This window comes from Pseudomonas sp. MT92 (genome assembly GCF_058792515.1).
In genome coordinates this window covers 24,930-51,629 of sequence record NZ_JBXAFA010000008.1, presented here as the reverse complement: position 1 = coordinate 51,629, position 26,700 = coordinate 24,930, and the positions used below count along the sequence as shown (strand labels likewise).

24 protein-coding genes and 2 pseudogenes are annotated in these 26,700 nt (G+C 59.5%); 7 read left to right on the top strand and 19 right to left on the bottom strand.

Annotated elements, in window-relative coordinates; translation table 11 throughout:
- Positions 1 to 18: 18 nt before the first annotated feature.
- The gene (locus AC1Q6D_RS16260) at positions 19 to 1,143 is read right to left on the bottom strand and encodes a GNAT family N-acetyltransferase (protein ID WP_103404960.1); all 1,125 of its coding nucleotides are present in this window, start codon (positions 1,141 to 1,143) and stop codon (positions 19 to 21) included.
- Positions 1,144 to 1,426: 283 nt separating this feature from the next.
- Here AC1Q6D_RS16260 and AC1Q6D_RS16255 point away from each other — a divergent pair, with 283 nt between their 5' ends.
- Complete coding sequence (locus AC1Q6D_RS16255; RefSeq protein WP_103404924.1) at positions 1,427 to 2,758, top strand: putative porin; 1,332 nt, start codon at positions 1,427 to 1,429, stop codon at positions 2,756 to 2,758.
- A gap of 132 nt (positions 2,759 to 2,890) precedes the next feature.
- Here AC1Q6D_RS16255 and AC1Q6D_RS16250 read toward each other — a convergent pair whose 3' ends face one another.
- The 10 genes and pseudogenes from AC1Q6D_RS16250 to AC1Q6D_RS16205 all read right to left on the bottom strand — a co-directional run bounded on the left by AC1Q6D_RS16250 (position 2,891) and on the right by AC1Q6D_RS16205 (position 11,084).
- Complete coding sequence (locus AC1Q6D_RS16250) at positions 2,891 to 3,943, bottom strand: AI-2E family transporter (RefSeq protein ID WP_103404923.1); 1,053 nt, start codon at positions 3,941 to 3,943, stop codon at positions 2,891 to 2,893.
- A gap of 69 nt (positions 3,944 to 4,012) precedes the next feature.
- Positions 4,013 to 4,819, bottom strand: a complete 807-nt coding sequence (locus AC1Q6D_RS16245) for a DUF4892 domain-containing protein (RefSeq protein ID WP_103404922.1) — start codon at positions 4,817 to 4,819, stop codon at positions 4,013 to 4,015.
- A gap of 53 nt (positions 4,820 to 4,872) precedes the next feature.
- Positions 4,873 to 5,025: pseudogene (locus AC1Q6D_RS16240) on the bottom strand (thioredoxin domain-containing protein); the annotation flags it as partial.
- Between the two features lie 50 nt (positions 5,026 to 5,075).
- Positions 5,076 to 5,930, bottom strand: a complete 855-nt coding sequence (locus AC1Q6D_RS16235; protein ID WP_103404921.1) for an alpha/beta hydrolase — start codon at positions 5,928 to 5,930, stop codon at positions 5,076 to 5,078.
- Positions 5,927 to 6,733 carry an alpha/beta fold hydrolase gene (locus AC1Q6D_RS16230; RefSeq protein WP_047532205.1) on the bottom strand — a complete coding sequence of 269 codons (807 nt, stop codon included), beginning with the start codon at positions 6,731 to 6,733 and terminating at the stop codon, positions 5,927 to 5,929. The genes AC1Q6D_RS16235 and AC1Q6D_RS16230 overlap by 4 nt, the downstream gene beginning before the upstream one ends.
- A 225-nt stretch (positions 6,734 to 6,958) precedes the next feature.
- Entirely contained in the window at positions 6,959 to 7,402 is a 444-nt protein-coding gene (locus AC1Q6D_RS16225; RefSeq protein ID WP_103404920.1) for a hotdog fold thioesterase, read from the bottom strand.
- Between the two features lie 32 nt (positions 7,403 to 7,434).
- A complete protein-coding gene (locus AC1Q6D_RS16220; protein WP_103404919.1) occupies positions 7,435 to 9,102 on the bottom strand; it encodes an AMP-binding protein in 1,668 nt (555 codons plus the stop codon).
- Between the two features lie 126 nt (positions 9,103 to 9,228).
- The gene (gene sixA / locus AC1Q6D_RS16215; RefSeq protein WP_047532211.1) at positions 9,229 to 9,684 is read right to left on the bottom strand and encodes a phosphohistidine phosphatase SixA; all 456 of its coding nucleotides are present in this window, start codon (positions 9,682 to 9,684) and stop codon (positions 9,229 to 9,231) included.
- Positions 9,681 to 10,028 carry a DUF4389 domain-containing protein gene (locus AC1Q6D_RS16210; RefSeq protein WP_047532212.1) on the bottom strand — a complete coding sequence of 116 codons (348 nt, stop codon included), beginning with the start codon at positions 10,026 to 10,028 and terminating at the stop codon, positions 9,681 to 9,683. The genes sixA and AC1Q6D_RS16210 overlap by 4 nt, the downstream gene beginning before the upstream one ends.
- 30 nt (positions 10,029 to 10,058) lie before the next feature.
- Positions 10,059 to 11,084, bottom strand: coding sequence for an NAD(P)H-dependent glycerol-3-phosphate dehydrogenase (locus AC1Q6D_RS16205; protein WP_103404918.1), 1,026 nt, complete (start codon positions 11,082 to 11,084; stop codon positions 10,059 to 10,061).
- 243 nt (positions 11,085 to 11,327) lie between these two features.
- Between AC1Q6D_RS16205 and AC1Q6D_RS16200 the strand changes: the two are divergent.
- The 6 genes and pseudogenes from AC1Q6D_RS16200 to AC1Q6D_RS16175 all read left to right on the top strand — a co-directional run.
- Positions 11,328 to 11,542 (top strand): annotated as a pseudogene (locus tag AC1Q6D_RS16200) (TonB-dependent receptor); the annotation flags it as partial.
- A 42-nt stretch (positions 11,543 to 11,584) separates the two neighbouring features.
- Positions 11,585 to 12,517: an ABC transporter substrate-binding protein gene (locus tag AC1Q6D_RS16195; RefSeq protein ID WP_103404917.1), complete on the top strand. Its 933-nt coding sequence runs from the start codon at positions 11,585 to 11,587 to the stop codon at positions 12,515 to 12,517.
- The gene (locus tag AC1Q6D_RS16190; protein ID WP_103404916.1) at positions 12,514 to 14,415 is read left to right on the top strand and encodes an ATP-binding protein; all 1,902 of its coding nucleotides are present in this window, start codon (positions 12,514 to 12,516) and stop codon (positions 14,413 to 14,415) included. The genes AC1Q6D_RS16195 and AC1Q6D_RS16190 overlap by 4 nt, the downstream gene beginning before the upstream one ends.
- Positions 14,416 to 14,662: 247 nt before the next feature.
- Positions 14,663 to 15,178, top strand: a complete 516-nt coding sequence (fabA, locus tag AC1Q6D_RS16185) for a 3-hydroxyacyl-[acyl-carrier-protein] dehydratase FabA (protein ID WP_047532222.1) — start codon at positions 14,663 to 14,665, stop codon at positions 15,176 to 15,178.
- A gap of 11 nt (positions 15,179 to 15,189) precedes the next feature.
- A complete protein-coding gene (gene fabB / locus AC1Q6D_RS16180; RefSeq protein ID WP_047532224.1) occupies positions 15,190 to 16,410 on the top strand; it encodes a beta-ketoacyl-ACP synthase I in 1,221 nt (406 codons plus the stop codon).
- 398 nt (positions 16,411 to 16,808) lie between these two features.
- Positions 16,809 to 16,997: a hypothetical protein gene (locus AC1Q6D_RS16175; protein ID WP_047532226.1), complete on the top strand. Its 189-nt coding sequence runs from the start codon at positions 16,809 to 16,811 to the stop codon at positions 16,995 to 16,997.
- 62 nt (positions 16,998 to 17,059) lie between these two features.
- Here AC1Q6D_RS16175 and AC1Q6D_RS16170 read toward each other — a convergent pair whose 3' ends face one another.
- From AC1Q6D_RS16170 to AC1Q6D_RS16135, 8 genes are all read right to left on the bottom strand, one after another.
- Entirely contained in the window at positions 17,060 to 18,007 is a 948-nt protein-coding gene (locus AC1Q6D_RS16170; RefSeq protein WP_103404915.1) for a hypothetical protein, read from the bottom strand.
- Positions 18,008 to 18,243: 236 nt separating this feature from the next.
- Positions 18,244 to 18,786, bottom strand: coding sequence for a DUF2058 domain-containing protein (locus tag AC1Q6D_RS16165; RefSeq protein WP_007988773.1), 543 nt, complete (start codon positions 18,784 to 18,786; stop codon positions 18,244 to 18,246).
- A gap of 28 nt (positions 18,787 to 18,814) precedes the next feature.
- Positions 18,815 to 19,648 carry a nucleoside triphosphate pyrophosphohydrolase gene (gene mazG, locus AC1Q6D_RS16160; protein ID WP_103404914.1) on the bottom strand — a complete coding sequence of 278 codons (834 nt, stop codon included), beginning with the start codon at positions 19,646 to 19,648 and terminating at the stop codon, positions 18,815 to 18,817.
- Between the two features lie 138 nt (positions 19,649 to 19,786).
- Positions 19,787 to 22,030 (bottom strand): GTP diphosphokinase, encoded by a 2,244-nt coding sequence (gene relA / locus AC1Q6D_RS16155; protein WP_103404913.1) that lies wholly within the window; start codon positions 22,028 to 22,030, stop codon positions 19,787 to 19,789.
- Between the two features lie 122 nt (positions 22,031 to 22,152).
- The gene (rlmD, locus tag AC1Q6D_RS16150) at positions 22,153 to 23,505 is read right to left on the bottom strand and encodes a 23S rRNA (uracil(1939)-C(5))-methyltransferase RlmD (RefSeq protein WP_103404912.1); all 1,353 of its coding nucleotides are present in this window, start codon (positions 23,503 to 23,505) and stop codon (positions 22,153 to 22,155) included.
- Positions 23,505 to 24,407 (bottom strand): cysteine synthase CysM, encoded by a 903-nt coding sequence (gene cysM / locus AC1Q6D_RS16145; RefSeq protein ID WP_103404911.1) that lies wholly within the window; start codon positions 24,405 to 24,407, stop codon positions 23,505 to 23,507. Before cysM ends, rlmD begins: the two co-directional genes overlap by 1 nt.
- Before the next feature lie 87 nt (positions 24,408 to 24,494).
- Complete coding sequence (locus AC1Q6D_RS16140; RefSeq protein WP_103404910.1) at positions 24,495 to 25,889, bottom strand: sensor histidine kinase; 1,395 nt, start codon at positions 25,887 to 25,889, stop codon at positions 24,495 to 24,497.
- Positions 25,879 to 26,598, bottom strand: coding sequence for a response regulator transcription factor (locus tag AC1Q6D_RS16135; RefSeq protein ID WP_103404909.1), 720 nt, complete (start codon positions 26,596 to 26,598; stop codon positions 25,879 to 25,881). Before AC1Q6D_RS16135 ends, AC1Q6D_RS16140 begins: the two co-directional genes overlap by 11 nt.
- Positions 26,599 to 26,700: the final 102 nt, after the last annotated feature.

Sequence of the window (26,700 nt, the reverse complement as noted above, 5' to 3'; positions counted from 1 at the left end):
ACCGTTTTGTGGTGAACATCAGGCCTGCCGATAAGGCAAAGCCGTCCGCGCCTCCTCGGCATACGCCAGCACACCCTGCCTCTCCTGCTGCAGGAAGTCTTTGACCGCTGCTTTCAAGCCCGGATGGCGCAGATAATGCCAGGAGTGGGTGATCACCGGTTCGAACCCACGAATCAACTTGTGCTCGCCCTGGGCACCCGCGTCGAAGCGTTGAAAACCGTTGGCAATCGCATAATCCATACCCTGATAAAAACAGGTCTCGAAATGCAGTCGATCGAATTCGGCCAGGCACCCCCAGTAACGACCATAGAAACTGTCCCCCCCCACCAGGCTGAACGCCATGGCGACCGGCCGGGAGCCTTGCCTGGCAAACACCACGCGAATCGATTGCGGCATGCGCTCAGCCAGCAGACTGAAAAACTCCCGCGTCAGATAAGGTCTTTGTCTACGCACCGCGTAAGTATTGGCGTAGCACGCGTAAACAAAATCCCACTGTGCTTCTGTCAGTTGCCAACCTTCCAGCCATTCGAAATCAAAGCCCTGCCCCGCCACTTGCTCGCGCTCCTTGCGCATTTGTTTGCGTTTACGTGAGCTGAGGGCTTCGAGGAAGTCCTGGAAATCCCGATATCCGCGGTTCTGCCAGTGGTACTGACAGCCGATGCGTTGCAACCAGCCTGGCTGTTCGGCCAGTGCCGCGTCGGTAAACGGATCGGTGAAATTAATATGAGCGCTGGAAAGCTGTTCGATCTCCAGATAACCCGGCAGGCTTTTGAGCAATTCGAAGCCGTCCTCCACCCTGGCCGCCAGCAAGCGCGGACCACTGACTGGACTGAACGGCACAGCGGTCAACAGCTTGGGGTAGTAATCGATACCGGCGCGTTCACAGGCATCGGCCCAGGCGTGATCGAACACATACTCGCCATAGGAATGCCATTTGCGGTAGCTCGGCAAGGCGGCGATCAAACGATCACCTTCGACGTGCAGCAAATGTTCGGGTTGCCAGCCGGAATGGGGGCCGACGCTGCCACTGTCTTCCAGTGCGCTCAAGAATGCATGGCGCAAAAACGGCTGCGTCTCGGGCACCAGGGCGTCCCACGTTTGCGCGGCGATTTCGGACAGACTTTGCAGGCGTTGCAACGGCATCACCATCCTCACTCGTTCATGGCGTAAAAGGCCTGCCGAGTATCGCCGATCGCCATCCTTTGCACACGATCAAATCGCCGACAGCGCTCTATCTCAATAGTTCAGGACGATTTTGTATCGTCATCGACTTGCCACCGCATTGCCACCTCACTGTCATAAACCATCGCGATACTGGCGCCTGTTTTTAGAACGCCGGGGAATAGCCCGGCCCTGTTTTCCGTCCATCAATGGTCGGTTGTGCCCTGGATGGCTCAGCCATCCACTCTCATCTTCGGAGATTGATATGCGTGTTGCTTCCACGAAAACTGCGGCGGCCCTGTGTGGCGGCTTGCTGCTGGCCATGAGTGTTCCGGCCAGTGCCGCAGTCGACGCCAAACTGCTCGACATGCTCAAGGCTAACGGTTCGATTACCAACACGCAGTACAGCGAACTGCAAGCAGAGTTGGCCAGGGATCAGAAGGAACAACAAATCGCCCGCCAGGCTCAACAGGAAACCAACGAACAAATCGCGGCGACCGCCAAGAAAACCAACGAACTGAGCACTTTCGATCAGAAACTGGCCTGGGCTGCCAAGACCCAGTTCAAGGGTGACGTGCGCTTCCGTCAGGAAACCGTTCAAAACGACGGCGTATCGAACAACAAGGACCAGAACCGTCAGCGCATTCGTGCCCGCCTGGGTGCCTACAGCGAAATCAACCCGCAAGTTGACACCGGTATTCGCGTTGCCACCGGCAGCAACGATGACGCGCGTTCCACCAACCAGGACCTGAACAACTACTTCGACAAGAAGCAGATCTGGCTGGATCAGGGCTACGTCGACTACCACCCGGATGCGATCAAGAACCTGCACCTGGTGGGCGGCAAGATGCCACAGCAATGGGTAAGCATGGGCGACATCATCTGGGATAGCGATATCAGTCCGGAAGGTCTGTCGGTGTCTTACAAATACCCGCTGAGCGGCAGCACCGAGTTGTTCGGTAGCGCCGGTCACTACACCCTCAAGGACAACGTCGACGGCGAGGGCGTGCAGTTCAAACACGACCTGCGTCTGTACGCCGGTCAGTTGGGCGGTCGCTTCGCTTTGACCGATAACCTGAAAATGACCTTGGGCGGCAGTATCTACGCCTATGACAACGCTGACAGCAGCGCCTGCCCTGGCACTGGCACCGTCACTGCGCCGTGCGCGTTGGCCGTCAACGGCAACAGCCCGCGTGAAGAATTCAAACTGTACGAAGGCTTTGGTCAGTTGGATGTCAGCGGTCTGCCAGTGCCGCTGTCGTTTTACGGTCAATACGTGAACAACACCGAAGCCAGCAACAGCCAGGACACTGGCTGGTTGGCCGGCGTCAAGACCAAGGTCTACGGCTTCGCTATCGACTACAACTACCGCGATGTACAGCAAAACGCCGTGGTCGGTGCCTTCACCGACTCCGACTTCGCCAACGGTTTCACCGGTTCGCGTGGCAGCAAGTTGAAAGTGAGCTACGAGTTGGACAAGAACTTCAACGTCGGCGCTACTTACTACATGGCGAACTCCGACTACACCAACGCCAGCATCAACAAGAAAGATTCGGACATCAACACCCTGCAACTGGATGCCGAAGCCAAGTTCTGATTCCCCGCCATACGACTCGGGCAAGGAAGCCCGAGCCGCCTTTACAGCCTGGCGTTGGTTTGTCTGTCCCCCATCATCCGTGCGATGGACCAACGCGAGTCTGTGTTCTCCTCCCCCGCCATCCCTTTCGAATCAGCGACGATCCTCGACCCGGGAGTGGCTTTTGCTCCAGTCGGTCAGCAAGCTGTACGCCACCGCGAGCAGCGTAGGGCCAATGAACAGGCCGATGAAGCCGAAGGCAATCAACCCGCCAAACACCCCCAGCAATACAATCACCAACGGCAGATTGCCGCCTCGGCTGATCAGGTACGGCTTGAGCACGTTGTCCACGCCGCTGATGATGAATGTACCCCAGATGCCCAGGAACACCGCCATCCCGTACTCGCCTTTCCAGGCCAGCCAGGCCGTGGCCGGAATCCACACCAGCGGCGGGCCCATGGGAATCAGGCTGAGCAGGAAGGTCACGATACCGAGTACCAGAGCCCCGGGTACGCCGGCAATCAGGAACCCGATCAGCGCCAGAACCGCCTGGGCCGCCGCCGTCCCGATCACCCCGTTCACCACCCGTTGCACCGTGCCCGCCACCAGTTCGATGTAATACCCCGCCCGCTTGCCGATCAGGCGCTCCAGCAAGCCATGAACAAACGCCGCCAATCGTGGCCCGTCCCGATAGAAAAAGAACACGAAGACAATGCTCAAGGTCAGCTCGAGGATGCCGCTGCCGATCTGCGCGCTACGCGCCAACAGCCAGTTTCCGACCTGCCCGAAATAAGGTTTGAGCGACACCATCATCGCCGCGCCCTGTTGATCGATACTGTTCCAGATTCCGACCAGTCGCGTGCCCACCAAGGGCACACTGCCGAGCCAGGCGGGGGCTTCAGGCAAGCCATCGACCTGCACGTCCTTGAAGAATGACACGGCATCACGCACGTGGTCCGCCAGGTTGAACCCCAGCCACACCAACGGCACCGCCACCAGCAACATCCAGCCGACGGTCAACATGGCTGCCGCCAGGGACTCACGACCGTTAAGCCAGCGCGTCAGCAAACGCATCAGTGGCCAACTGGCAAATGCCAGCACCGCGCCCCAGAACAACGCCGACCAAAACGGCGCCATTACCCAGAAACTTGCGCCAAACAGCACCAGGAGCAGGATCTGCACCAACAGCCGGTCGTTATTGATCATCGAAATCTCAAGAAAAGTCAGTTCGCAAAAGAGTAGGCGAACGCGCAGAACGCGTTCACCCGATCAAGCTTAACGCAGCAGCTCAATATGCAGGCCAGAGCCTTCGACGCTGCCGGTTTCCATCCGCGCCGCCCGTACACCCTGCTCGATCAATGCCTGACGCCAGGCTTCGGCTTTCGGCCCGGAAAGACTGATCCGCTGGGTCGTGTCCAGATTCAGGCCACGAGAGATCAAGCGCAGCCAGGCCTCGTCAGGCACGTCTGTCAGTTTGGGGAAATCAAGTTCGCCGGTGCTTTTGAGTTCGCGCAGCAAAGTTGCGGATGTCGGCAGCAAATCGCCCAGCGGACCCGTGGCGTCAAACTGCTCGACATGCAGATAGGCTTTGCGATTGCCCCGCGTGATGCTGTAAAGCGCCACCAGGGTATTGTCCTTCGGAGCCGCCAGTCGCAGCAGCAAATACGCCTGTTCGTTATCGGAGCCATAGAGTTTGGCGTTGCCGAACACTTCGTTGGCCCACAGGCTGCTCTCGCCGCAATCACGGGCCTGGCACCAGAACAGCAACTGGGCGCCCTGCTTCTGCAAGGCTTCGCGGGCGTCGGTAAAGGCTTGTGTCGCCGAGTGTTCCGGTGGCAACTCGTAGGTCACCGACGTGGCGTTACCACGGGCGCTGACCTGACCGTCAAAACGCAACTGACCGCTGATCTTGCGTATCGAACCCAGCGGATAGACCCGCTCGAGTTCGGCTGCGGGGCGATAGTCGACGATCTGCGCATCGGTCATGCGCGGCAGAATCGGCAGGTCCTGACTGCCTGGAACATCGGCGGCAAACAACAGGGGACTGAAACAGCAAAGCGCCAGCAGGTTGAGGGAACGCATCGATAGGCTCATCGGATCAGCATGGCCTGGGCGCCCTTGACGACACTGGCGTCATCGGGGTTGATCTTGAGAAAGTGTGCAGACTTATGTTCCTTCTTGTCCTTGCTGAAACTCGACGCTTGCACTGTGCGGGGCAGGTCGGGTTTCTCGAGCACGATAGAGACCTTGTGGCCATTCGGGGTCGCAGCGGTGTAGAGATCTATCATGGTTGTCTCCCATTTCAACCCGCCCAGCCTCGACAGTTGCCCGGTGCAAGTCAAGGAACGGCGAAGAACCGATTGAAACAGTCTGCGACAAGATCGGCACCGGACGCGTCATTCAGGTGCAAATGGTGGCCGCCTGGCAGCTGTTCACGGCTAAAGGGTAGACGCTCCAGCAGCTCAGGATGTTTGGCGAGCATGCCATCGGCGGCAACCACCAGCTTGGCGGGACAACTGACCCGCTGAACGAACGCCATGGCCTGCTCGGTAGTGAGACGAAGCGGCGATGGCAGCGTGAGGCGGTTGTCCGTGCGCCAGGTGTAACCTCCCGGCACGGGCATGAGCCCTCGTTGCGCCAGCAGTTCGGCGGCTTCGCGACTGACCGCTACCAATCCCTTCATTCGCGCCTCGATGGCCCGATCGAGGGTGGCGTAAACCGGTTTGCGTTTGTCTCGCAGATCCAGCTGCGCTTGCAGGGCCATGCCCATGCGCTCGGCGGCATTTTCGCCTTTGTCTGTAGGGGGAATGACACCGTCGATCAACGCCAGATGAGTCACGCGCTCCGGCAGCGCTCCGGCGATGATCAAGGAAGCGATCGCGCCCATGGAATGCCCCAACAGCGCAAACCGGTTAAGTCCAAGCTGTTCGGCGACTTGCAGCACATCGTGGGCGTAGTCCCACATTGCATAACCGGCCCCCGCCGGTCGATGCCCGGAATGACCGTGCCCGGCCATGTCCAGCGCGATGATGCGCAAACCTTTGAGCCTGGGCGCCAGGCGCGCGAAGCTGTTGGCGTTGTCCAGCCAACCGTGCAGGGCGATGACCGGCAAGCCGTCCTCGGGGCCGAACAGGTGCGCCGCCAGTTCGATGTGCGGCAGGGTCAGGCGTACTTCTTCGACGACATGGTTCATGCGCAATCCTGTTGGCGGCGCCGGTCCCAGCGGCTGAACAGGTTTTTCAGCAGCATCGCGGTGTCTTGCGGACGTTCCAGAGGAAACATGTGGCCACCGGGCACGGTCAAGGATTCGCCCAATGGCATGCGCCCGACCGAGCTGGCGTGATGACGCATCACAACCCGACTGCTGCGCCCGCGAACCACCGCCAGCGGCACTTTCAATTGCCGTGTTCGGCCAGGGCTGGTGTGGGGAACGCCACGGTAGATACTGATTTCCGTGGCCGGGTCGAAGCGCAGGCGCAGCTTGTCGCCCACCTTGTGCAAACCATGTTGCAGATAGGCGTCGAAGCAGTCCGGATCGAAGCCGCGAAAAAGGGTCTTGCCGGCGAAATAGCGCCGGGCGCTTTCCAGATCGGCAAACTCTTCACGCCGTCCCAGGGTGCGACCGGCCGGGGTCAGGCGATCGATGAAACCGAAGCGCTTGGCGGCCCGGATCACCCACTGGTCGGTACGGGTCAGCACCGGCGAATCGAGCATCACCACGCCACGATAGAGATGAGGGCAGCGCAACGCCGCGTGCTGATGCAGTACGCCGCCAAAGGAGTGGCCGACGCCCCACACCGGTTCGGGCTGCTGCTCCAGATGATGGATCAATTCGTCCACCAGGTTGTACCAATTGTCATCCGCCGGGAACCGCGGGTCATGGGCGTGCTGCTCCAGATGCGTCACCTGATACTCGGGCGCCAGCGCCGCGAACAACTTGCCATACGTTCCCGAAGGAAAGCCGTTGGCGTGGGCGAAAAATATCTGCTGCGACATACCGACGATCCATCAACGAAAACAGAGCTCGATTGTCCGTAAGTCCGCGCCATGCAGCAATGACCGTAACTGACAGGAATGATGACAGTCCGGTCAAACCCATGAAGCCCTGGCTTGCTCGCGTTCGGCTGCATAACAGCCATCATGGGCAGATGTCCCGAGTGAAGGTGACTGGGGCAGCTTCGCAACCCAACGGGAGCAAGCTCCCTCGCCACAATGCCTGGATCAACGCGCCGGCGGATTTTGCCCCAGCGGCACCACTGCCATGGTCAACCGCGACACGCAACTGGCCTTGCCCTCATCGCTGGTCAGCCGAATGTCCCAGACATGGGTCGTACGGCCGATGTGAATCGCCTTGGCCACCGCTGTCACCCGCCCGCTGCGCAGGCCACGCAGATGGTTGGCATTGATTTCCAGGCCCACGCAGTAAAACTTGCTGGTATCGATACACAGGTAACTGGCCATGGAGCCGACCGTCTCGGCCAGCACCACAGAAGCGCCGCCGTGCAAAAGACCGTAAGGCTGATGGGTGCGATGATCGATGACCATGCTCGCTGTCAGGGACTCGTCATCAAAGGCTTCAAAGCGGATATCCAGCACTTCGCCAATGGTGTTTTTCTGGATGGCATTCAATTGCTCGATGTTGGGAGTGGTGCGCCACAAACTCATCGCTGACTTCCTTTGTTGGTTTTGTTCGTGACTCAATCCTGCCACAGCACTGCCTCGCTACGCTCGCTCCATTCCTCGAAACGGGCGCCATAAGCTGCTTCGATCACGTTGCGCTTGATTTTCAAGGTTGGCGTAAGGAAGCCGTTTTCCACCGCCCAGCTATCCTTGACCACCACCAGGCGCCGCAAGCGTTCGTGCTTGTCGAGGGCGCCATTGACCTCATCCAAAAGCTTTTCCAGGCTTGAGTGCAGGCCGGCGCGCGCCGCGCAGCCCGCATCCTGCTGCCCGACCGCCGACAGTACGCACAACCCCAGTGGCGCAATCAGGCCATCGCCGACTACACACACCTGCTCAATGCGCGAATGCACCGCCAGACGATTTTCGATGGGAGCCGGGGCCACGTATTTGCCTTTGCTGGTCTTGAAGATTTCCTTCAGGCGCCCGGTCAGGCGCAGGTTGCCTTCGGCGTCTTGCTCGCCCTTGTCGCCGGTGCGCAGGAAGCCATCCTCGGTGATGGTGTCGGCGGTTTTCTGCGGCTCCTTGAAATAGCCGAGCATGGTCGCGCCGCTGCGGACCAGGACCTCGCCCGAATCTTCGATGCGCACTTCGACCTCCGGACAGGGCTTGCCGATCCAGCCCGGCTTGTCCTGACCCGGCAGGCCAATGTGCGAATAACCGCAGCTCTCGGTCATGCCATAGACCTCGAGCACATCCAGCCCGAGCTTGCGGTACCACGACAGCAAGGCCTGCGGCACTGGCGCCGCGCCGGAGAGCGCCACGCGCAAGGCATCCAGCCCCAGGCCGGCGAGGACTTTGTGCCCGACTCGTTTGCCGACGATCGGCAGGCCGAGCAGAAAATCCAGGCGTTTTGCCGGAATCTTGCTGTAGACGCCCATCTGGAATTTGGTCCAGATTCGCGGCACGCCGAACAACGCGGTCGGTCGTGCGCGGCGCAAATCGGTCAGGAATGTGTCGAGGCTTTCAGCGAAGAACACTGTCTGGCCGGTGTAAATCGATGCCAGTTCGACGAACATCCGTTCAGCGACATGGCACAACGGCAGGTAGGACAACAAGCGGTCCGACTCATTGAGGCCGAATAATTGGGTGCCTCGGGTAGTGGCAAATCCCAGGTTGGCGAAACTGTGCATCACGCCTTTGGGCATGCCGGTGGTGCCGGAGGTGTAAATGATGGTCGCAAGTTGATCGGCGGCAGGTTTGGGGTCGTCCTGGATCGGCGAACTGCGCTGCAGATCGGCCCAGCTGAAATCGAAGGTGCCCGGTGGATGCAACGGCAGACTGATCGTCGGCAAATCTTCGCGGACCCCACGGGACATGCCCGGCCAGTCGTCAAGTTTGCCGATAAAGGCCAGTGCCGCTTCCGAATGATCGAGCACCTGGGCCACAGACTCGGCGGTGAGGTTGGGGTACAGCGGCACGGAAACATGGCCGGCCATCCAGATGGCCAGGTCGGCAATGATCCAGTGGGCGCAGTTTTTCGAAATAAGCGCGATGTGACTGCCCTGGGGCAATTCCCGCGCACGCAACCAATGGGCGGCGCAGCGGGCTTGATGGCCGACGTCGGCCCATGTCAGTGTCTCGACCTGTCCGCCGCCGATGGGTTGAACCAAAAAGCGCTGTCGGGGATGACGGCCCTCACGTTCGTAGAAGACATCCAGCGGCAAACGAAAAGCAGCAGACATGAGACTCGCTCCTTATTTTTGTTCTGGAGCAAGCGTAGCTAACCAAGCAAGTGCTTGGTTAGCTATTTCATACAAAATTTTTCATGCTGCTTCGAAGCCCAGCGCCTATAAAGCAAAGCAACGCCATTACGGATGCTTGATGCCCGCGAGCTTCATCGACCCGATCAGCAGCTCATCGCCGCTGATTTCAGCCAGTCCGGCAGTGCCGACCTTCTCCGGCGGATACCCGGCGCCATGTTGCAGGTAGCTCAGCAAGTGACCCACCAGCGGGTTGTGGCTGACCAGCAGGACATTGCTCACCGACACCAGTTGTTCGGCGACCTTGTCCGGATCGGTTTCCGGCGTCAGCCACTCGACGGTACGGATCTCCGGCTCGAAACCCAGTGCGTCGCGTACAAGCTGCGCGGTTTCCTGCGCTCGCAGATAAGGGCTGGCATAGATAGCGGTAAGCGGCTGGCCGATCAACAACGCAGCGCTGCGCAGGACTTCTTCACGGCCGTGAGCGGTCAGTGCCCGCTCCGAATCATGGGATTTGGAACCGTGAGGTTCAGCCTCACCATGACGCAATACCCAGAGTTTCATAGCTTGGGTTCCTCATCTCGAGCCGGATGCGGGGCTGGCGGCACGGCGTGCGGCGCTTCACCTTCCGGCGTACGCGGTGTTGGCCAGTCGGCGAACGGCCAGGGTTTCTGATCGCTGTGAAAACTGCCGAAACGACCGATCTGCGCCAGGAACTGGCTCAGACTGTCGCCGAAATTCATCAAGGTTGCGTTCGGGGCGCCGTAAATCAAACGATAGATCAACTGCACCAGCACCACCGCGCCAAGGATGAACTGCGCCACTTGCCAGACCAGTACGAAGACGACCATCCACAGCACCCGCAACAGGATGGACTCGTATTTGGCTTGTACTTTTTGATCACTCATGTCTCGCTCCGTTCCTGTTACATAGAGGGCTTAGTTGAAGCCACTGGTGGAAATGAAATCAACGTCCGTCTTCGGCTCGGCGCGCATCAGCAGCTCAATCACCTGCTCCAGCGTGCGCCCTTCGAACAGGATCGCATGCAGCCCGGCGACCAGCGGCATATACACGCCGACCTCCTGAGCCTTGGCCTTGAGCACTTTAAGGGTGTTGACGCCTTCAGCGACCTCGCCCAGGCGATTGACCGCCTCGTCCAGGCTCAAACCCTGGCCGAGGGCGAAACCGACCTGATAGTTGCGGCTTTTCGGCGATGAACAGGTGACGATCAAATCGCCGACGCCCGCCAGGCCCAGGAACGTCATTGGGTTGGCACCCTGATTCACCGCGAAGCGGGTCATTTCCGCCAATGCCCGGGTGATCAGCATGCTCTTGGTGTTTTCGCCCATGCCCAGCGCCACCGCCATGCCGGCGATGATCGCGTAGACGTTTTTCAACGCTCCGCCCAGCTCTACACCGAAACGATCGGCACTGGCATATACGCGAAAGGTGCGCCCGTGCAACGCCACCTGAACCCGCTGGCAGAGCTCTTCGTCTTCACTGGCGACCACGGTGGCGGTCAGTGCGTGCTCGGCGACTTCGCGGGCCAGGTTCGGCCCGGACAGCACGCCGATGCGTGCTTGCGGAGCGATTTCCTCGAGGATCTCACTCATCAGTTTGAAGGTGTGGGCTTCGATGCCTTTGGTCAGGCTGACCAGAAACTTGCCGCGCAAACGCTCGGCATGCGGGGCCAGCACCGAGCGCAACGCGCTGGACGGCAGCGCGACGAAACACAGGTCGCAGGCGTCCAGGGTGGCTTGCAGATCGGTGACCGGTGTCACGCCGGGCAGAATCTTGATGCCTTTGAGGTAACGCGGGTTCTCACGATTGACCCGGATGGCCTCGGCCTGCTCGGGGTCACGCATCCACTGCAAGACCTGATGACCGTTTTCGGCCAGCAGATTAGCCACGGCGGTACCAAAACTTCCGCCTCCCAGGACCGCAATCGGGCGCTGTTCAGTCATATGCAATCCGTTAATCCATACCAGTGGCGATGTCGGCATTATACGGAGCGGCCCGGTGGCGGCCAGCCCCCGCGTCATTTAGCGGCGCACGTACAAAAAAGTCCGATAAAACCGTGGAAGACGCTGACATCGTGAGTAGAAAAGTCGTACGGCTCGGTTAACATGCGCGCCATCACTCGCTAACAAGGAAGTGTTGTGCCCCTGGGTTCCCCTTCACCTCGCTCGCCGCGGCTATTGGCGCTGGCCTTCAGCTCGCCGGACCTGTTCAAAAACCACGTCAACCGGCGCTACCGGGTCACCCACCTGCAGCCTATGGCCGGTCCAGCGCCCGCTATTTCGTCCAGACGCGCGGCGCCGGCAACCTCGATCAAGAACACATGCGCTCCCGCGAACTGGGCTATAACGGTTTTTTCGCCGAATGGAGCCTGGCCATGGATATGAAGCTGTTCTACGACGACGAGCGTCGAGCGATGTACTTCAGTGCGGAGCTGGCGTTTTAAATGCTGCCTGCCCGGACCCGCAAGCCGCCCACCTTCGGCCACCTGCTGGCCCTGCTGTGCCTGGTGGTCAGTGGCTGGCTGAACAGCCCGATGGTCCAGGCCGCAGACATTCTGCTGACCGGTATTGAAGGCAGCCCCGGCGTGCAATCCTTCACCCAGGCCCTGCGCGAACTGCGACCGGGCGACAACGTACGCTTTCAACCAGTGGCCGAGCTTCCGCCACCGGGCGAGCTTCACGGCGATATCCGCTTGATTCTGCTCGACCTGCCGAGCCTCGACTGGCGCCTGCAAGATACCCAAGGCCCACCGACGCTGGTGCTGCGCATCAGCCGACTGCAAGCACAGCAACGACTGGGTGACACCCCGGCGCCCCGCCTCAGCCTGCTCTGGAGCGACCCCCCGCCGGGTCGCCAATTGCGCCTGGCCCGAATCCTCCTGCCTCAGGTCAAACGGATTGGCGTGCTGTACGACAACCACAGTGAATTCCTGCTTAAAGAATTGCGCAAGGCGGCTCTGCCACTGGGCCTTGAGGTGGTCACCGAGCGCTGGGACAACACCCACGACAGCCGTCCGCTGCAAGCGTTGCTGAAAAACAGCGATGTGTTGCTGGGCCTCGACGATCCCGACCTGTACAACCCGAAAACCGCGAAAAACCTGTTACTCAGCAGCTATGCCCGGCAACTGGCGCTGATCGGCCCCAATGCCGGGTTCGTCAAGGCCGGGAGCCTGGCCAGCACCTACAGTGATCAGAGCGATTGGCTGGCGACCCTCGACAACCTGCTCGACCAGCCACCCGCCAGTTGGCCACGCTCGCACTACCCGTCGCGCTTCAAAGTTTCAAGCAACGCACAGGTGGCTCGCTCGCTAGGTATTGAACAGATCAATGAAGCGTCTGTCGCAGCCCTGTTGGCTGAAGGAGAACGCCACCCATGAGCTTCCGCCGTCGCTGGGACATCAATACCCGGACCCAGCTCATCAGCCTCGGCCCTGCCCTGCTGCTGACATTGCTGTTAATCACCTTCTTCACGTTCGTGCGGATCCAGGACCTGCGCCAGGAGCTCAACCACACCGGCCAGTTGATCGCCAACCAACTGGCCCCGGCGACCGAATACGGAGTGATTTCCGGCAACAACGAGGTGCTCGAAAGCCTGCTCAAGGCCTCGCTGGCCACGCCCCATGTGCGCTTCCTGGAAATCCAGGACAGCGCCAACCGGATTCTGGCGTACGTCGAACAACCGTCGGAAAGCCACAATCGCCCGCATCAGGTCGATGTGTTCCAGGCACCGGTGCGGCTGCAACAGGTGCCGCTGCACAATGATTTTTTCCAGAGTGGCAAGAGCACGGCTACGGCTCCCTCCGAAGACTATCTGGGCCGGGTCATCGTCGGTCTGTCCAGTGATGCATTCAGTCAACGCCAGCAGGAAATCCTGCTCAAGGCCGGCATCCTGGCGCTGTTCGCACTGTTGTTTACCTTCCTGATCGCCCGGCGTCTGGCAGGGAGCCTGTCGCAACCGATCCGCGACATCGGCGATGCGGTCAAGGCGATTCAGAACGGCGACTTCAAAACACCCCTGCCCATCGTCGATGACACCGAGCTGGGCGCCCTGTCACAACACATCAACAACCTCGCCAGCGGCCTCGAACAGGCCAGCCGCAAACAGCAACAGGCAATGGCGCAACTGATCCAGACCCGCGAAGAAGCGGAAAAGGCCAACAATGCCAAGTCGGATTTCCTCGCGATGATGAGCCACGAACTGCGCACGCCCATGAATGGCGTGCTGGGCATGCTGCAGTTGCTGGAAACCACTGACATGACTGAAGAGCAGGTCGAATACGCGGCACTGGCCTCGGAATCCACCGAACACCTGTTGAAAGTCATCAACGACATTCTGGATTTCTCACGTATAGAACGCTCGGAACTGGAGCTGGAACATATTCCGTTCAACCTCGCGGACCTGATCGCTGCGTGCGCCCAGTCGTTCCAGCACAGCGCCGCGCAGCGCGGGCTCGATCTGCAGTTGCAGATCCCCGAAGACATGCGGGGGTTGCAGGTACAGGGCGACCCGACGCGCATCCGGCAGATTCTGGTCAACCTGGTCGGCAACGCGTTGAAGTTCACCGAGCAGGGCCGGGTGACCATCGAATCCCAGTGGCAATCACTGGATCACCAATTGTTGTGGTTCACCTGCACCGTTCGCGACAGCGGGATCGGCATTTCGCCCGAAAGCCTGGAATTGATGTTCAATGCGTTCCAGCAGGCCGACAGTTCTATTTCAAGGCGTTACGGCGGCACCGGCCTGGGCTTGCCAATAGCCCGCACCCTCGCCGAACGCATGGGCGGCACCTTGCGTGCCCAGAGCGAAGAAGGTAGAGGCTCGGTGTTCACCCTGGAAATCCCGCTGGCGCTCTATCAACAGCCGCTGCCCGTACTGTCTTCGCGCGCGCCGAGTGGCAATGGCGATGGTGAAGGACGCAATGTGTTGCTGGTCGAGGACAACCCGGTCAATCAGACCGTCATCGAAGCCATGTTGCGCAGCCTGGGCTTTACCGTCAGCGTCGCCGTCGATGGCGCGCAGGCTGTTCGCAGTGCCGAGAGCCTGATCTTCGAAGCGATCCTGATGGACTGCCGACTGCCGATCATCGACGGCTACGAAGCCACCCGACAGATCCGCCAACTGCCCGGCTGTTCCGACCTGCCGATCATCGCCCTGACCGCCAATGCCTTGCAGGGCGACCGGGAAGCCTGTTTATCGGCAGGGATGAACGATTACCTGGCCAAGCCCTTCAAACGTGTTGATCTTCAGCAAATTCTGCAGCGCTGGGTGCAGTAGTACAGGCCTTTGAAGCATCTGCGACTGGCGTGAAACGCGAAAGTGCGGCAGTCTTAGGCACCCGAACAGGCCCGAAAAGGGGCTTGAATAAAAATTTCAGTGCACAAGTGTACATTCATGTCCTTGGTGCTGTGACTTTCACCACAACGCAATAGTCTATGAGTAGGCTGCCGGCTCGAGGCATGAACGCTTCGATCGGCCGGGAAGATTTGCCCCACCTGCCGCATGGGACTATTGAGGAGCTCGCATGACCAAACAAAAAGCCTTTACCCGGGAAGACCTGCTGCGCTGCAGTCGCGGTGAGCTGTTCGGCCCAGGTAACGCGCAACTGCCCGCCCCCAACATGCTGATGGTTGATCGCATCACCCTGATCAGCGAAGAGGGTGGCAAGTACGGCAAAGGTGAATTGGTCGCCGAGCTGGATATCACTCCGGACCTGTGGTTTTTCGCCTGCCACTTCGAAGGTGATCCGGTGATGCCAGGCTGCCTGGGCCTTGACGCCATGTGGCAACTGGTCGGCTTTTTCCTCGGCTGGCAAGGCCTGCCGGGCCGCGGTCGCGCCCTGGGTTCGGGCGAAGTGAAATTCTTCGGTCAGGTCCTGCCGACCGCCAAGAAAGTGACCTACAACATCCATATCAAACGCGTGCTCAAGGGCAAGCTGAACCTGGCCATCGCTGATGGTTCGGTCACTGTCGACGGTCGCGAGATCTACACCGCCGAAGGCCTCCGGGTCGGCGTTTTCACCTCCACTGACAACTTCTAAGGGTTATCCGCATGCGCCGCGTCGTTATCACTGGTCTGGGCATTGTTTCGTGCCTGGGCAATGACAAAGAGACCGTCTCCGCTAACCTGCGTGCAAGCCGCCCTGGCATCCGGTTCAACCCGGAATATGCTGAAATGGGTCTGCGTAGCCAGGTTTCCGGCTCCATCGACCTTCCCCTCGAAGAGCTGATCGATCGCAAGATCTATCGCTTCGTCGGCCACGCGGCGGCTTACGCCTACCTGGCCATGAAAGATGCCATCGCTGACTCCGGCCTGACCGAAGAGCAAGTGTCCAACCCGCGTACCGGCCTGATCGCCGGTTCCGGTGGCGCCTCCACGCTGAACCAGATGGAAGCGCTGGACATCCTGCGCGAGAAAGGCGTCAAGCGTGTCGGCCCGTACCGCGTAACGCGGACCATGAGCAGCACCGTTTCCGCTTGCCTGGCCACGCCATTCAAGATCAAGGGCCTGAACTACTCCATCGCTTCCGCCTGCGCCACCAGTGCTCACTGCATCGGTACCGCCATGGAACAGATCCAGATGGGCAAGCAGGACATCGTGTTCGCCGGCGGCGGTGAAGAAGAACACTGGAGCCAGTCGTTCCTGTTCGACGCCATGGGCGCACTGTCCAGCAAGCGCAACGACACCCCGGAAAAAGCCTCCCGTGCCTACGACGCCGACCGTGACGGTTTCGTGATCGCCGGTGGTGGCGGCATGGTCGTGGTGGAGGAACTGGAACACGCTCTGGCCCGTGGCGCGAAGATCTACGCGGAAATCGTTGGCTACGGCGCGACCTCCGACGGCTACGACATGGTCGCCCCAAGCGGCGAAGGCGCCATCCGCTGCATGCAGATGGCGATGTCCACCGTTGATGCTCCAATCGACTACCTGAACACCCACGGCACCTCGACTCCGGTCGGCGACGTCGCGGAAATGAAAGGTGTGCGCGCAGTCTTTGGTGACAAGGCGCCGGCCATCAGCTCTACCAAGAGCCTGTCAGGTCACTCCCTGGGCGCCGCCGGCGTTCACGAAGCGATCTACTGCATGCTGATGATGGAAGGCAACTTCATGGCGGGTTCCGCCAACATCGACGAGCTGGACCCAGAAGTGGCTGACCTGCCAGTCCTGACCAAAACTCGCGAAGATGTCGCGGTCAACACCGTCATGAGCAACAGCTTCGGTTTCGGTGGCACCAACGCCACGCTGGTACTGAAGCGCTGGCAGGGTAAGTAATACCCCGTCGCTTCGACGCACACGAAAACGCCCCGACTGGTTCGGGGCGTTTTTTTTGCCTGGAAAACGTAAACACCTGCAGGGGCGAGCTTGCTGGCGATGCGGTTTAGCCACGCAACAATGATGTCGACTGACACGCCCTCAACACCCGCGAGCTCGGTCCCCCAGAGGACTTTGGTCAGCGTTAAACAGCGCTTTTCTTCAAGGCGAACATGAAGCTTTTGTCATGAAACTCAAGGGGCTGCGGCTGAATGTCGCAGACTGCAAGGCCTGCGAGACTTTGTCTGATTTTGCAAAAGACTGTTACCGAATTTTGTCATTTACTTAGCAAGCTAACAAAACATATAACAAAGCCCTGCACACGCCTTGCTGCAGATAACCGAGATTGGAGCTAGCAGATGACTGTCAAAGTAACTGAACGCGACGATTCACATAAATCCCACGAAGGCGTAGCCGCCGGAATCCGGATGTGGGATGTACACCAACAAGACATGCTGGTCGGGATGTTCCACTCCGAGACCGACGCACAAAACTACAGAGCCGAACTGGAATCGCTGGAGCGCAAACGCGAGCTCGCAATCGGTTGAAGTCAGACGCCAACGTCGTGCAGCCTGCCCTTTCCGGGCAGGCTGTAACCAGCTGACACGACTCATTCAATGTGAAGCACCGACAGATGAAGGGAGTCGTCAATGACTACCGAAGGGACAATACTGACGATCCGACCACCCTCAAGCTTCACCACTTCGCACTCTCCGCCCCCCATGCCGTCATTGCGGATCGAGTACTGGACCGAGGACGGGTGACGCTTGTTGAAGTCGAAATCCATGCCACAGGCAATCAAAAAGTCGATTTTCACCCCTGTCAGTTCAATCTCTTTCTCGCGCTCCCCGCCTTTCAGCGCGGCGTAATCCAGGCACAGGTTAATACCGAACGGGCACCCCGGTACCAGACTGTTAATGAACTTGCCTTCATACCCGCCGAAATAACTATGCTCGGCTCGCACGCTACTGACATTTTTTACCCTGACGACGACTTCATCGAAGAGTTTAAAGAACCAATAACCGTCCCTGGATCCGACATTCTTGCCGAAATCGATACCTGACACATAACGCTTTGGCCACATCGAAATTAAAGGAACGTCAACTTCATATTCTTTATTACTCATCGCCAGCAAATAATTAACGACCTCGTAGTAACCAGACTCCCCCTCACCGACCTTGATGAGGGTCGCACAACTCCCCCCCAGAAAAACCATCTTGCCGTATTGCTCAGCCGGCAGATCTTTCATTAAAGACACGACATACTCAGGGATCTTGTCCAGATAGGCCGAGTTCAACTGATGGAGTTCTGCTTCGCTGCGAACCTCGTGCCATGGCACGTTCCAGAAAAACTCCGGCAACGTAAAGAAAAGCCAGTCGGCGCCGGCATGATCTGCACGGGCCGCCTTGGCGGCGATCCGTATCTTGCGTCGTAGATATTCAATCCGGGCATCCAGTTCACTGGTCAGATAATCGTCTATGACCTGCCCAGGCTTTCGCGCCTTGGAGAACTGCGACTTAAAAGTTGGCTGGCGTAATGAAGCAATACTGACTTGCATTGATAAATCCTTGTTTATTTTAGTTCATTCCATTTGTTCCCTTCCACACAGCACGCCCACACCTATAACTGCCGTCGCGTTCTCAAAGCGAGAGCCGTCGACGAACGCCATTTAACGAAGGTTACTTTTGGGCAAAAGAAAACCCGAAAGATCGTATCGATACAATCTTTCGGGCTCAATGTATTAATGACGCAAATTACCAGCAAACATTTAAAGCCAATAGAACAACGAATCGATTACCACATCAAATCATCAGGAATCTTGTACGCTGCGTACGGATCATCTTCAACGCTGACTTCTTCGGTTTGCACGTTCAACTGCACGATGCGCTGTGGGTCGCGCTCCTGGATCTTCAGCGCTGCTTCGCGCGGAATCACTTCATAACCACCGGCATGATGAACGATGGCCAACGAACCGCTGCTGAGTTTGTTACGCATCAGGGTGTTGACGGAGATGCGCTTGACCTTCTTGTCGTCGACGAAGTTGTAGTAATCCTCGGTCGTCAGTTTCGGCAGGCGCGAGACTTCGATCAATTGCTTGACCTGTGCGGCACGGGCCTTGGCCTCGGCCTTTTCCTGCTGCTGACGGTTGAGCTCCTGGTCGCGCTTGACTTTCTCGGCCATGGCTTCCTGTGCCGCGCGCTGCTGGGAGTCGTCGAGCTCAATCTGGCCCTTGTGGGCAAGGCGCTGCTGCTTCTGCTTGTCCTTGCTGACCTGCTTGGCTTGCTTCTGGTTGACCAGCCCTGCTTTGAGCAACTGGTCGCGAAGGGAAATGCTCATGGTGCTTATTACTCACTTAGGCAACGGCTCAACCGCAGTTGGGCAAATTCTTTTCCTGGCGTTTGGCTTCACCCCACAGGGCGTCCAACTCTTCGAGGGTGCAATCTTCCATGGGACGATGGGTGTCGCGCAATGCCTGTTCGATGAAACGGAAACGTCTTTCGAACTTGCCGTTGGCGCCACGCAGTGCGGTTTCCGGATCGACCTTGAGATGGCGCGCCAGATTCACCACTGAAAACAACAGATCGCCGACTTCATCGGCAATCGCTGCGGGGTCATTGTCAGCCATCGCCTCCAGGATTTCATCGAGCTCTTCACGGACTTTGTCCAGCACCGGCAAGGCATCCGGCCAGTCGAAACCGACCTGCCCTGCTCGCTTCTGCAATTTGGCGGAGCGGGACAATGCCGGCAGTGCAGCCGGGACATCGTCGAGCAAGGACAGTTGTTCGGGCGCCAAAGATTTCTCCGCACGCTCTTCAGCCTTGATGGCCTCCCAGCGCTGTTTGACCTGCTCTTCATTCAGGCGCGGGACATCCAGCGGCGCATACAGATCACCGGTGGGGAACACGTGTGGATGCCGGCGAATCAGCTTGCGGGTAATGCTGTCGACCACACCGGCGAATTCGAAGCGCCCTTCTTCCCGGGCCAGTTGGCTGTAATAAACCACCTGGAACAGCAGATCGCCCAACTCACCCTGCAAGTGATCGAAGTCACCACGCTCAATGGCGTCGGCGACCTCGTAGGCTTCCTCAAGGGTATGTGGAACGATGGTGGCGTAGGTTTGCTTGATGTCCCACGGGCAACCGTACTGCGGGTCGCGCAGGCGGTTCATGAGGTGCAGCAGGTCTTCGAGTGAATACATCGTTCAATCTCTGTCCGCTCCCTGTTGGAGCGAGCCTGCTCGCGATGGATCAGAGGACGGTGCGTTCATCCAGACAGCACGCGTCATCGTTAATGTCCATCGCGAGCAGGCTCGCTCCTACAGTGAAGCGCTCCCGTTTTATGGCGTACGGTTACGCCGGGTCTCAATAATGTTCGGCAACTGGGAAATCCGCCCCAGCAACCGCCCCAGCGCATCCAGGCCCGGAATCTCGATGGTCAGGGACATCAGTGCAGTGTTGTCCTCTTTGTTCGAGCGTGTGTTGACCGCCAGCACGTTGATGCGCTCGTTGAGCAGCACCTGCGAAACGTCACGCAGCAGACCGGAGCGGTCGTAAGCGCGAATGACGATGTCCACCGGGTAAGTAAGCACCGGCACCGGCCCCCAGCTGACCTGGATGATTCGCTCTGGCTCGCGCCCGGCCAGTTGCAGCACCGAGGCGCAGTCCTGGCGGTGAATGCTCACGCCACGGCCCTGGGTGATGTAACCGACGATCGCATCGCCCGGCAACGGCTGGCAGCAACCCGCCATCTGGGTCATCAGGTTGCCGACGCCCTGGATCTGGATATCGCCGCGCTTGCCCGGCTTGTAACCGGTGGCCTTGCGCGGAATCAGTTCCAGCTGCTCGTTGCCCCGCTCCGGCTCGACCAGTTGCTGCGCCAGGTTGACCAGTTGCGCCAGGCGCAGATCGCCAGCGCCAAGCGCGGCGAACATGTCCTCGGCCGTCTTCATGTTGGCCTTGTCGGCCAGCTTGTCGAAGTCCACCTGCGGCAGGCCGAGGCGATTGAGTTCACGCTCCAGCAGGGTCTTGCCGGCGGCGACGTTCTGGTCGCGCGCCTGCAATTTGAACCAGTGAACGATCTTCGCCCGCGCCCGTGACGTGGTGACGTAACCCAGGTTCGGGTTCAGCCAGTCCCGGCTCGGAGTTCCGTGCTTGCTCGTGATGATCTCGACCTGCTCACCGGTTTGCAGGCTGTAGTTGAGCGGCACGATGCGCCCGTTGATCTTGGCGCCACGGCAGTTGTGACCGATCTCGGTGTGCACGCGGTAGGCGAAGTCCAGCGGCGTCGCACCCTTCGGCAAGTCGATGGCGTGACCGTCAGGGGTGAAGATGTAGACCCGATCGGGTTCGATATCGACCCGCAACTGCTCCGCCAGGCCGCCGATGTCGCCCAGTTCTTCATGCCACTCGAGCACCTGACGCAGCCAGGAAATCTTCTCTTCGTAGTGGTTGGAGCCGGATTTGACGTCGGTGCCTTTGTAACGCCAGTGCGCGCAAACACCCAGTTCGGCTTCTTCGTGCATGGCGTGGGTGCGGATCTGTACTTCCAGCACCTTGCCTTCCGGGCCGATCACCGCCGTGTGCAGCGAGCGGTACCCGTTCTCCTTGGGGTTGGCGATGTAGTCGTCGAACTCTTTCGGAATGTGCCGCCACAGGGTGTGGACGATACCCAGCGCGGTGTAGCAGTCGCGCATTTCCGGGACCAACACGCGAACGGCGCGCACATCGTAGATCTGGCTGAATTCCAGACCCTTGCGCTGCATTTTGCGCCAGATCGAATAGATGTGTTTGGCCCGACCGCTGATGTCGGCCTCGACACCGGTGGCCTGCAATTCGTTTTTCAACTGGCTCATCACATCGCTGATGAAGCGCTCGCGATCCAGGCGCCGCTCATGGAGCAGCTTGGCGATCTGCTTGTACTGATCGGGCTCGAGGTAACGGAAGGACAAGTCCTCCAGTTCCCATTTGATATGACCGATACCCAGACGGTGGGCGAGCGGTGCGTAGATGTCGAAGACTTCACGTGCCACGCGGTTGCGCTTCTCGTCATCGGCGGTTTTTACCGCACGAATCGCACAGGTACGTTCCGCAAGTTTGATCAGCGCGACGCGAACGTCATCGACCATGGCCACGAGCATTTTGCGCAGGTTTTCCACCTGGCCCTGAGCGCCCATCACCATGGATTTACGCGGGCTCAGGCTGTCGCTGATCGCCGCCATGCGTTGCACGCCGTCAATGAGTTTGGCCACCACCGGACCGAAGCGCTGGCTGACCGCTGGCAATTGGATCTGGCCTTCGCGTACGCCACGGTACAAGACCGCGGCGACCAGCGAATCCTGATCGAGTTTGAGGTCGGCGAGAATCTCGGCGATCTCAAGGCCGGTGCGGAAACTCGAGTTTCCTTCCGACCACAGGTTCTTCGCCGCATTGGCTTGTTGTTCGGCCTCGCGAGCGTACTCGCAGGCTTCTTTCAAGGCTTCGCGATCCAGTGCCAGATCGACACTGACCGCATGATCGAGCCAAGCCTCGAGATTGATACTGCCGTCGGTGTTGATCGGCTGGTGTGCTCTCACCTGTACCATCTTGCTTACCTTCCCTACGACGCAGATTCAATGCGTCAAAATCGCTGACCTTCGTTGCACGTGAGCCCACGCGGGGCTGGTGCGCGGCTGCACAGGCGGGCCAGTCGGACCAGACGAGCATCCTAGCTCGCTTCAAATAACGCCATGGCCTCGACATGCGCCGTCTGAGGAAACATATCGAGAATCCCGGCACGTTTTAACCGGTAGCCCTGCTTGATCAATTCGACCGTGTCGCGCGCCAGAGTTGCCGGGTTGCAAGACACATACACCAACCGTTCGGCGCCCAGAGATTTGAGCTTGCGCACAACCTCGAAAGCACCGTCACGCGGTGGGTCCAAGAGTACCGCACAAAAGCCTTCGGCGGCCCATTCGGCGTCGGTCAAAGGCTGGGATAAATCGGCCTGAAAAAACTTCGCGTTATGCAGATTATTGCTAACGGCGTTCGCGGCTGCCCGCTCGACCATCACCTGCACACCTTCCACTGCTACCACCTCACGTACGGACTGCGCCAGCGGCAAGGCAAAGTTGCCCAGGCCACAGAACAGGTCGAGAACCCGTTCATCCGCTGTCGGCTTCAACCATTCCAGCGCCTGGGCAACCATCGCTTCGTTGACTCCGGCGTTGACCTGAATGAAATCCCCTGGCCGATAGGCCAGCTCCAGATTCCACGATTCCAGGCGATAGCCCAACGACTGGCCGGCCTCGACCGGTTGCGGCTCGCCGTCACCGTGCAGCCATAACTGAGCTTGATGCAGCGCGCAGAAATCCTTGAGGATGGTCATGTCACTTTCGGACAGCGGCGCCATGTGCCGCAGCAACACGGCCAGCGATGAACCGCTGAACAACTCCACATGACCAAGCGCCTGAGGCTTGCTCAAGCGCCGCAGCATTTCCGGCAAGCCGGTCATGATGGGCTGCAAGGGTTGTACCAGCACCGGGCATTGATCGATGGCGACGATGTCCTGGCTGCCGGCGGCGCGAAATCCCACTTCGAGTTTTTTCGCCTTCATGTCCCAGCGCACAGCCACTCGGGCACGGCGACGATAAGCGAATTCCGGACCGCTCAAAGGCGCCGCCCATTCTTCGGGTTCGACGCCAGCGACCTTAGACAATTGCTCGGCGAGCATGCGCTGTTTGAGGGCAAGTTGTTCGTTGTGTGGCAAATGCTGCACGCTGCAGCCACCGCAACGCCCTGCATGGGCGCACGGCATCGGTCGGCGCAGCTCGCTGGCCTTGAACACCCGTTCGGTGCGTGCCTCAACCACTTTGCCGTGGGCACCGAGCACGCGCGCCTCGATTTCTTCACCGGCCAACGCGCCGATGACGAACCAGGTGCGGCCTTCGAAAAACGCGATACCGCGACCGTCATTGGCCAGGCGCTCGATGGTCAGGCGCTGCTTTTTGCCGGTCGGGACTTGCGGGGCCTTGCTGCCGCCGGTGGGCTGGAAGCGCAGGCCTCTCTCGTGCTTGGCCATCAGTTGGGCGCGTCGAAAATGCCGGTCGACAGGTAACGGTCGCCACGGTCGCAGATGATCGCGACGATCACCGCGTTTTCAACTTCTTTGGACAGACGCAGCATTGCCGCCACGGCACCGCCCGAGGATACGCCGCAGAAAATGCCTTCTTCGCGGGCCAGGCGACGGGTCACGTCTTCGGCTTCGCTTTGGGCCATGTCGACGATACGGTCCACACGATCGGCCTGGTAGATCTTCGGCAGATACTCCTGGGGCCAGCGACGGATGCCCGGGATCGCCGAGCCTTCCATTGGCTGCAGGCCGATGATCTGCACGCTCTCGCTCTGCTCTTTCAAATAGCGCGAGACGCCCATGATCGTACCAGTGGTGCCCATGGAGCTGACGAAATGGGTGATGGTGCCCTGGGTCTGACACCAGATTTCCGGGCCAGTGGTGGTGTAGTGCGCCTCGGGGTTGTCGCCGTTGGCGAACTGATCCAGCACCTTGCCACGGCCTTCGGCCTCCATGCGCTGAGCAAGGTCGCGGGCGCCTTCCATGCCTTCTTCCTGACTGACCAGAATCAGTTCGGCACCGTAGGCGGTCATGGCCGCCTTGCGTTCGGCGCTGGAGTTGTCCGGCATGATCAGGATCATCTTGTAACCCTTGATCGCGGCGGCCATGGCCAGCGCGATTCCGGTATTACCCGAGGTCGCCTCGATCAGCGTATCGCCGGCGTGGATCTGCCCGCGCAGCTCGGCGCGAGTGATCATTGACAGCGCCGGACGGTCCTTGACCGAACCCGCCGGGTTGTTCCCTTCGAGCTTGAGCAAAAGGGTGTTGCTGGTAGTGCCGGGCAAGCGCTGCAAACGGACCAGCGGAGTGTTGCCGACGCAATCGGCGATGGTTGGGTACTGCAAGGTCATGGCGTATTCGCAATCCAGACTGCGGGGGCGCCTATCATACCGGCAAACCGGGTCAGGCCATATCACGCAAAGTGTGGTGCTTATGGCTTATAGGCATAAGGGTGAATTCGGAAGAATATGTTTGCTCGCGAATGCATCATCAGCCAATAAGCGCATACTCATCCGCAGCCCCTTCCCGGCGTTCTCCGCCCAGATTTCCCCACCTTGACGCAGCACGGCATTCCTCGCGATGCTCAACCCCAACCCAAACCCGCCATTCCCCGGCCGCGAACCATCGAGTCGTGTGAACGGCAGGAAGATCCGCTCCAGATCTTCCTGCGCCACGCCACCGCCCTGATCTTCCAGCCATAAATGCCAGTAGTTGCCATCACGCCGACCGCCGAGATGGACAACGCCGCCAGCGGGTGAATGTCGAATGGCGTTACGCAGCATGTTTTCCAGGGCCTGGGCCAAGGTGTTGAGATGGCCGCGTACCCAGCAGGACTCATCCACTGAACATTGCAACTGCGCTTCCGGCCAGCCACTTTCATAGCAGGCGTTTTCGGTGAGCATTTCCCATAGCGCCTGAACCTGGATCGCTTCATCGGGCAGTCGGGTGCGTTCGGTGTCGAGCCAGGCCAGTTGAAGCGTGTCTTCCACCAGGCGCTGCATGCCATCGATCTCACGGCCAATGCGCTCGCGCAACGGCTCCAGGTCTTCCTCGCTTTCACTGGCTACTCGCAGGCGGCTCAGCGGCGTGCGCAATTCATGGGACAGATCGCGCAGCAATTGCTGTTGCAAAGCGACCGTGCTTTGCAGGCGCTCGGACATGTGATCGAACGCCCTGCCCAGCTCGCCCAATTCATCCGCACGATTGGTGGTGCTGCTCGACAGCCGCACATTTAATTGGTCCGCACGCCAGGCATTGGCCTGTTCACGCAGGTGATTGAGCGGCACCACCAGCAGGCGGTAAAGGCCGACACACAGCAGTAATGTGAACAGCCCCGGAATCACCCCATTGGTGATCACACGCCAGAAGACTTTGTAGCGCCCCGGCATGAACCGCTGGGGCAACTCGATGACCAGGCTGCCGGCGTACGGATCGCCGGGAAACGGCAGACGCAGCCACGGCAGGCCCTTGCGGTGAATGGGCCAATCGACACGACGCAGAAAGGTCAGGTGCTGGACTTCCTCGTCGGTCAGAGGCTGGCTGCTCAGCGACTGCAAATCTCCATCGATGACGCCAACCCAGCCCGACTCCTGCAGTTGCATATTTTTCAACCAGCCATCGACGCCCGCCTGCCGCCCCTGCTGCCACGCCTGCTCGGCTTCGGAGGCATAGCGGTTCAAGGTGCTGCGTGCCTCATCTGACAGATACTGGTTTTGCTCTTCCATATAGCGCCCCCAGGACCAACTCAACCAGATCATCAGCAAACAGAACGCCACTAACAGGCAAGCCAGTTTCCAGAACAGCGAATGCCGGCCCGGCAAGTTATAGGTCATCACTGAGACTCAAGGTGTAACCCTTGCCCCAGACCGTGCGCACTTCCCGCTCGCTGTAATCGATGGCCTTGAGCTTGCGGCGAATCTGGCTGATGTGCATGTCCAGACTACGATCATGGGCTGCGTAGCCGCGTTGCAGCACATGCTGATAAAGGAAGGCCTTGCTCAACACTTCGTCGCCATTGCGATTCAGGGTTTCCAGCAGCCGATATTCGCTACGGGTCAGGCCGGCAGCCTGCCCGCCATAAATGACGTCGAAGCGCTCATCATCGAAACGCAGACTGTCCACCGCAGGAGCAATCGCTTCCGGCATCGGCCGCCGGTCGAGTGCGACCCGGCGCAGGATCGCCTCGATTCGCACCCGCAACTCGACCATGCTGAAGGGTTTGGGCAAGTAATCATCGGCACCCAAACGAAAGCCGCTGATCCGATCCGCCTCGGCGCCGAGCGCGGACATCAATAACACTGGAGTGGAATGGCTCCGGCGCAGTTGCGTCAGCACCGACAATCCATCCAGCCCCGGCAGCAAAATATCCATCAGCACCACATCGAACGCTTGCTCGCGGGCCGCGTTCAGGCCTTCCTGGCCGTTCTGGCACCAGGTCACCTGAAAGCCGCTACGGCCCAGATGCTCATGAACATAAGCACCAAGGACGAGGTCGTCTTCAATGGAAAGGATGCGGGGGGAGCCAGCTGCAATGGGCGTCATGAGTATCTGCAAATAATTCTCAGTTGACAATTATTCAAGATTGCGCCGACGACGGCAACCCGAGGCCAGGTCCTCAACGCAAAAGTGTCGGGCTGACCGACG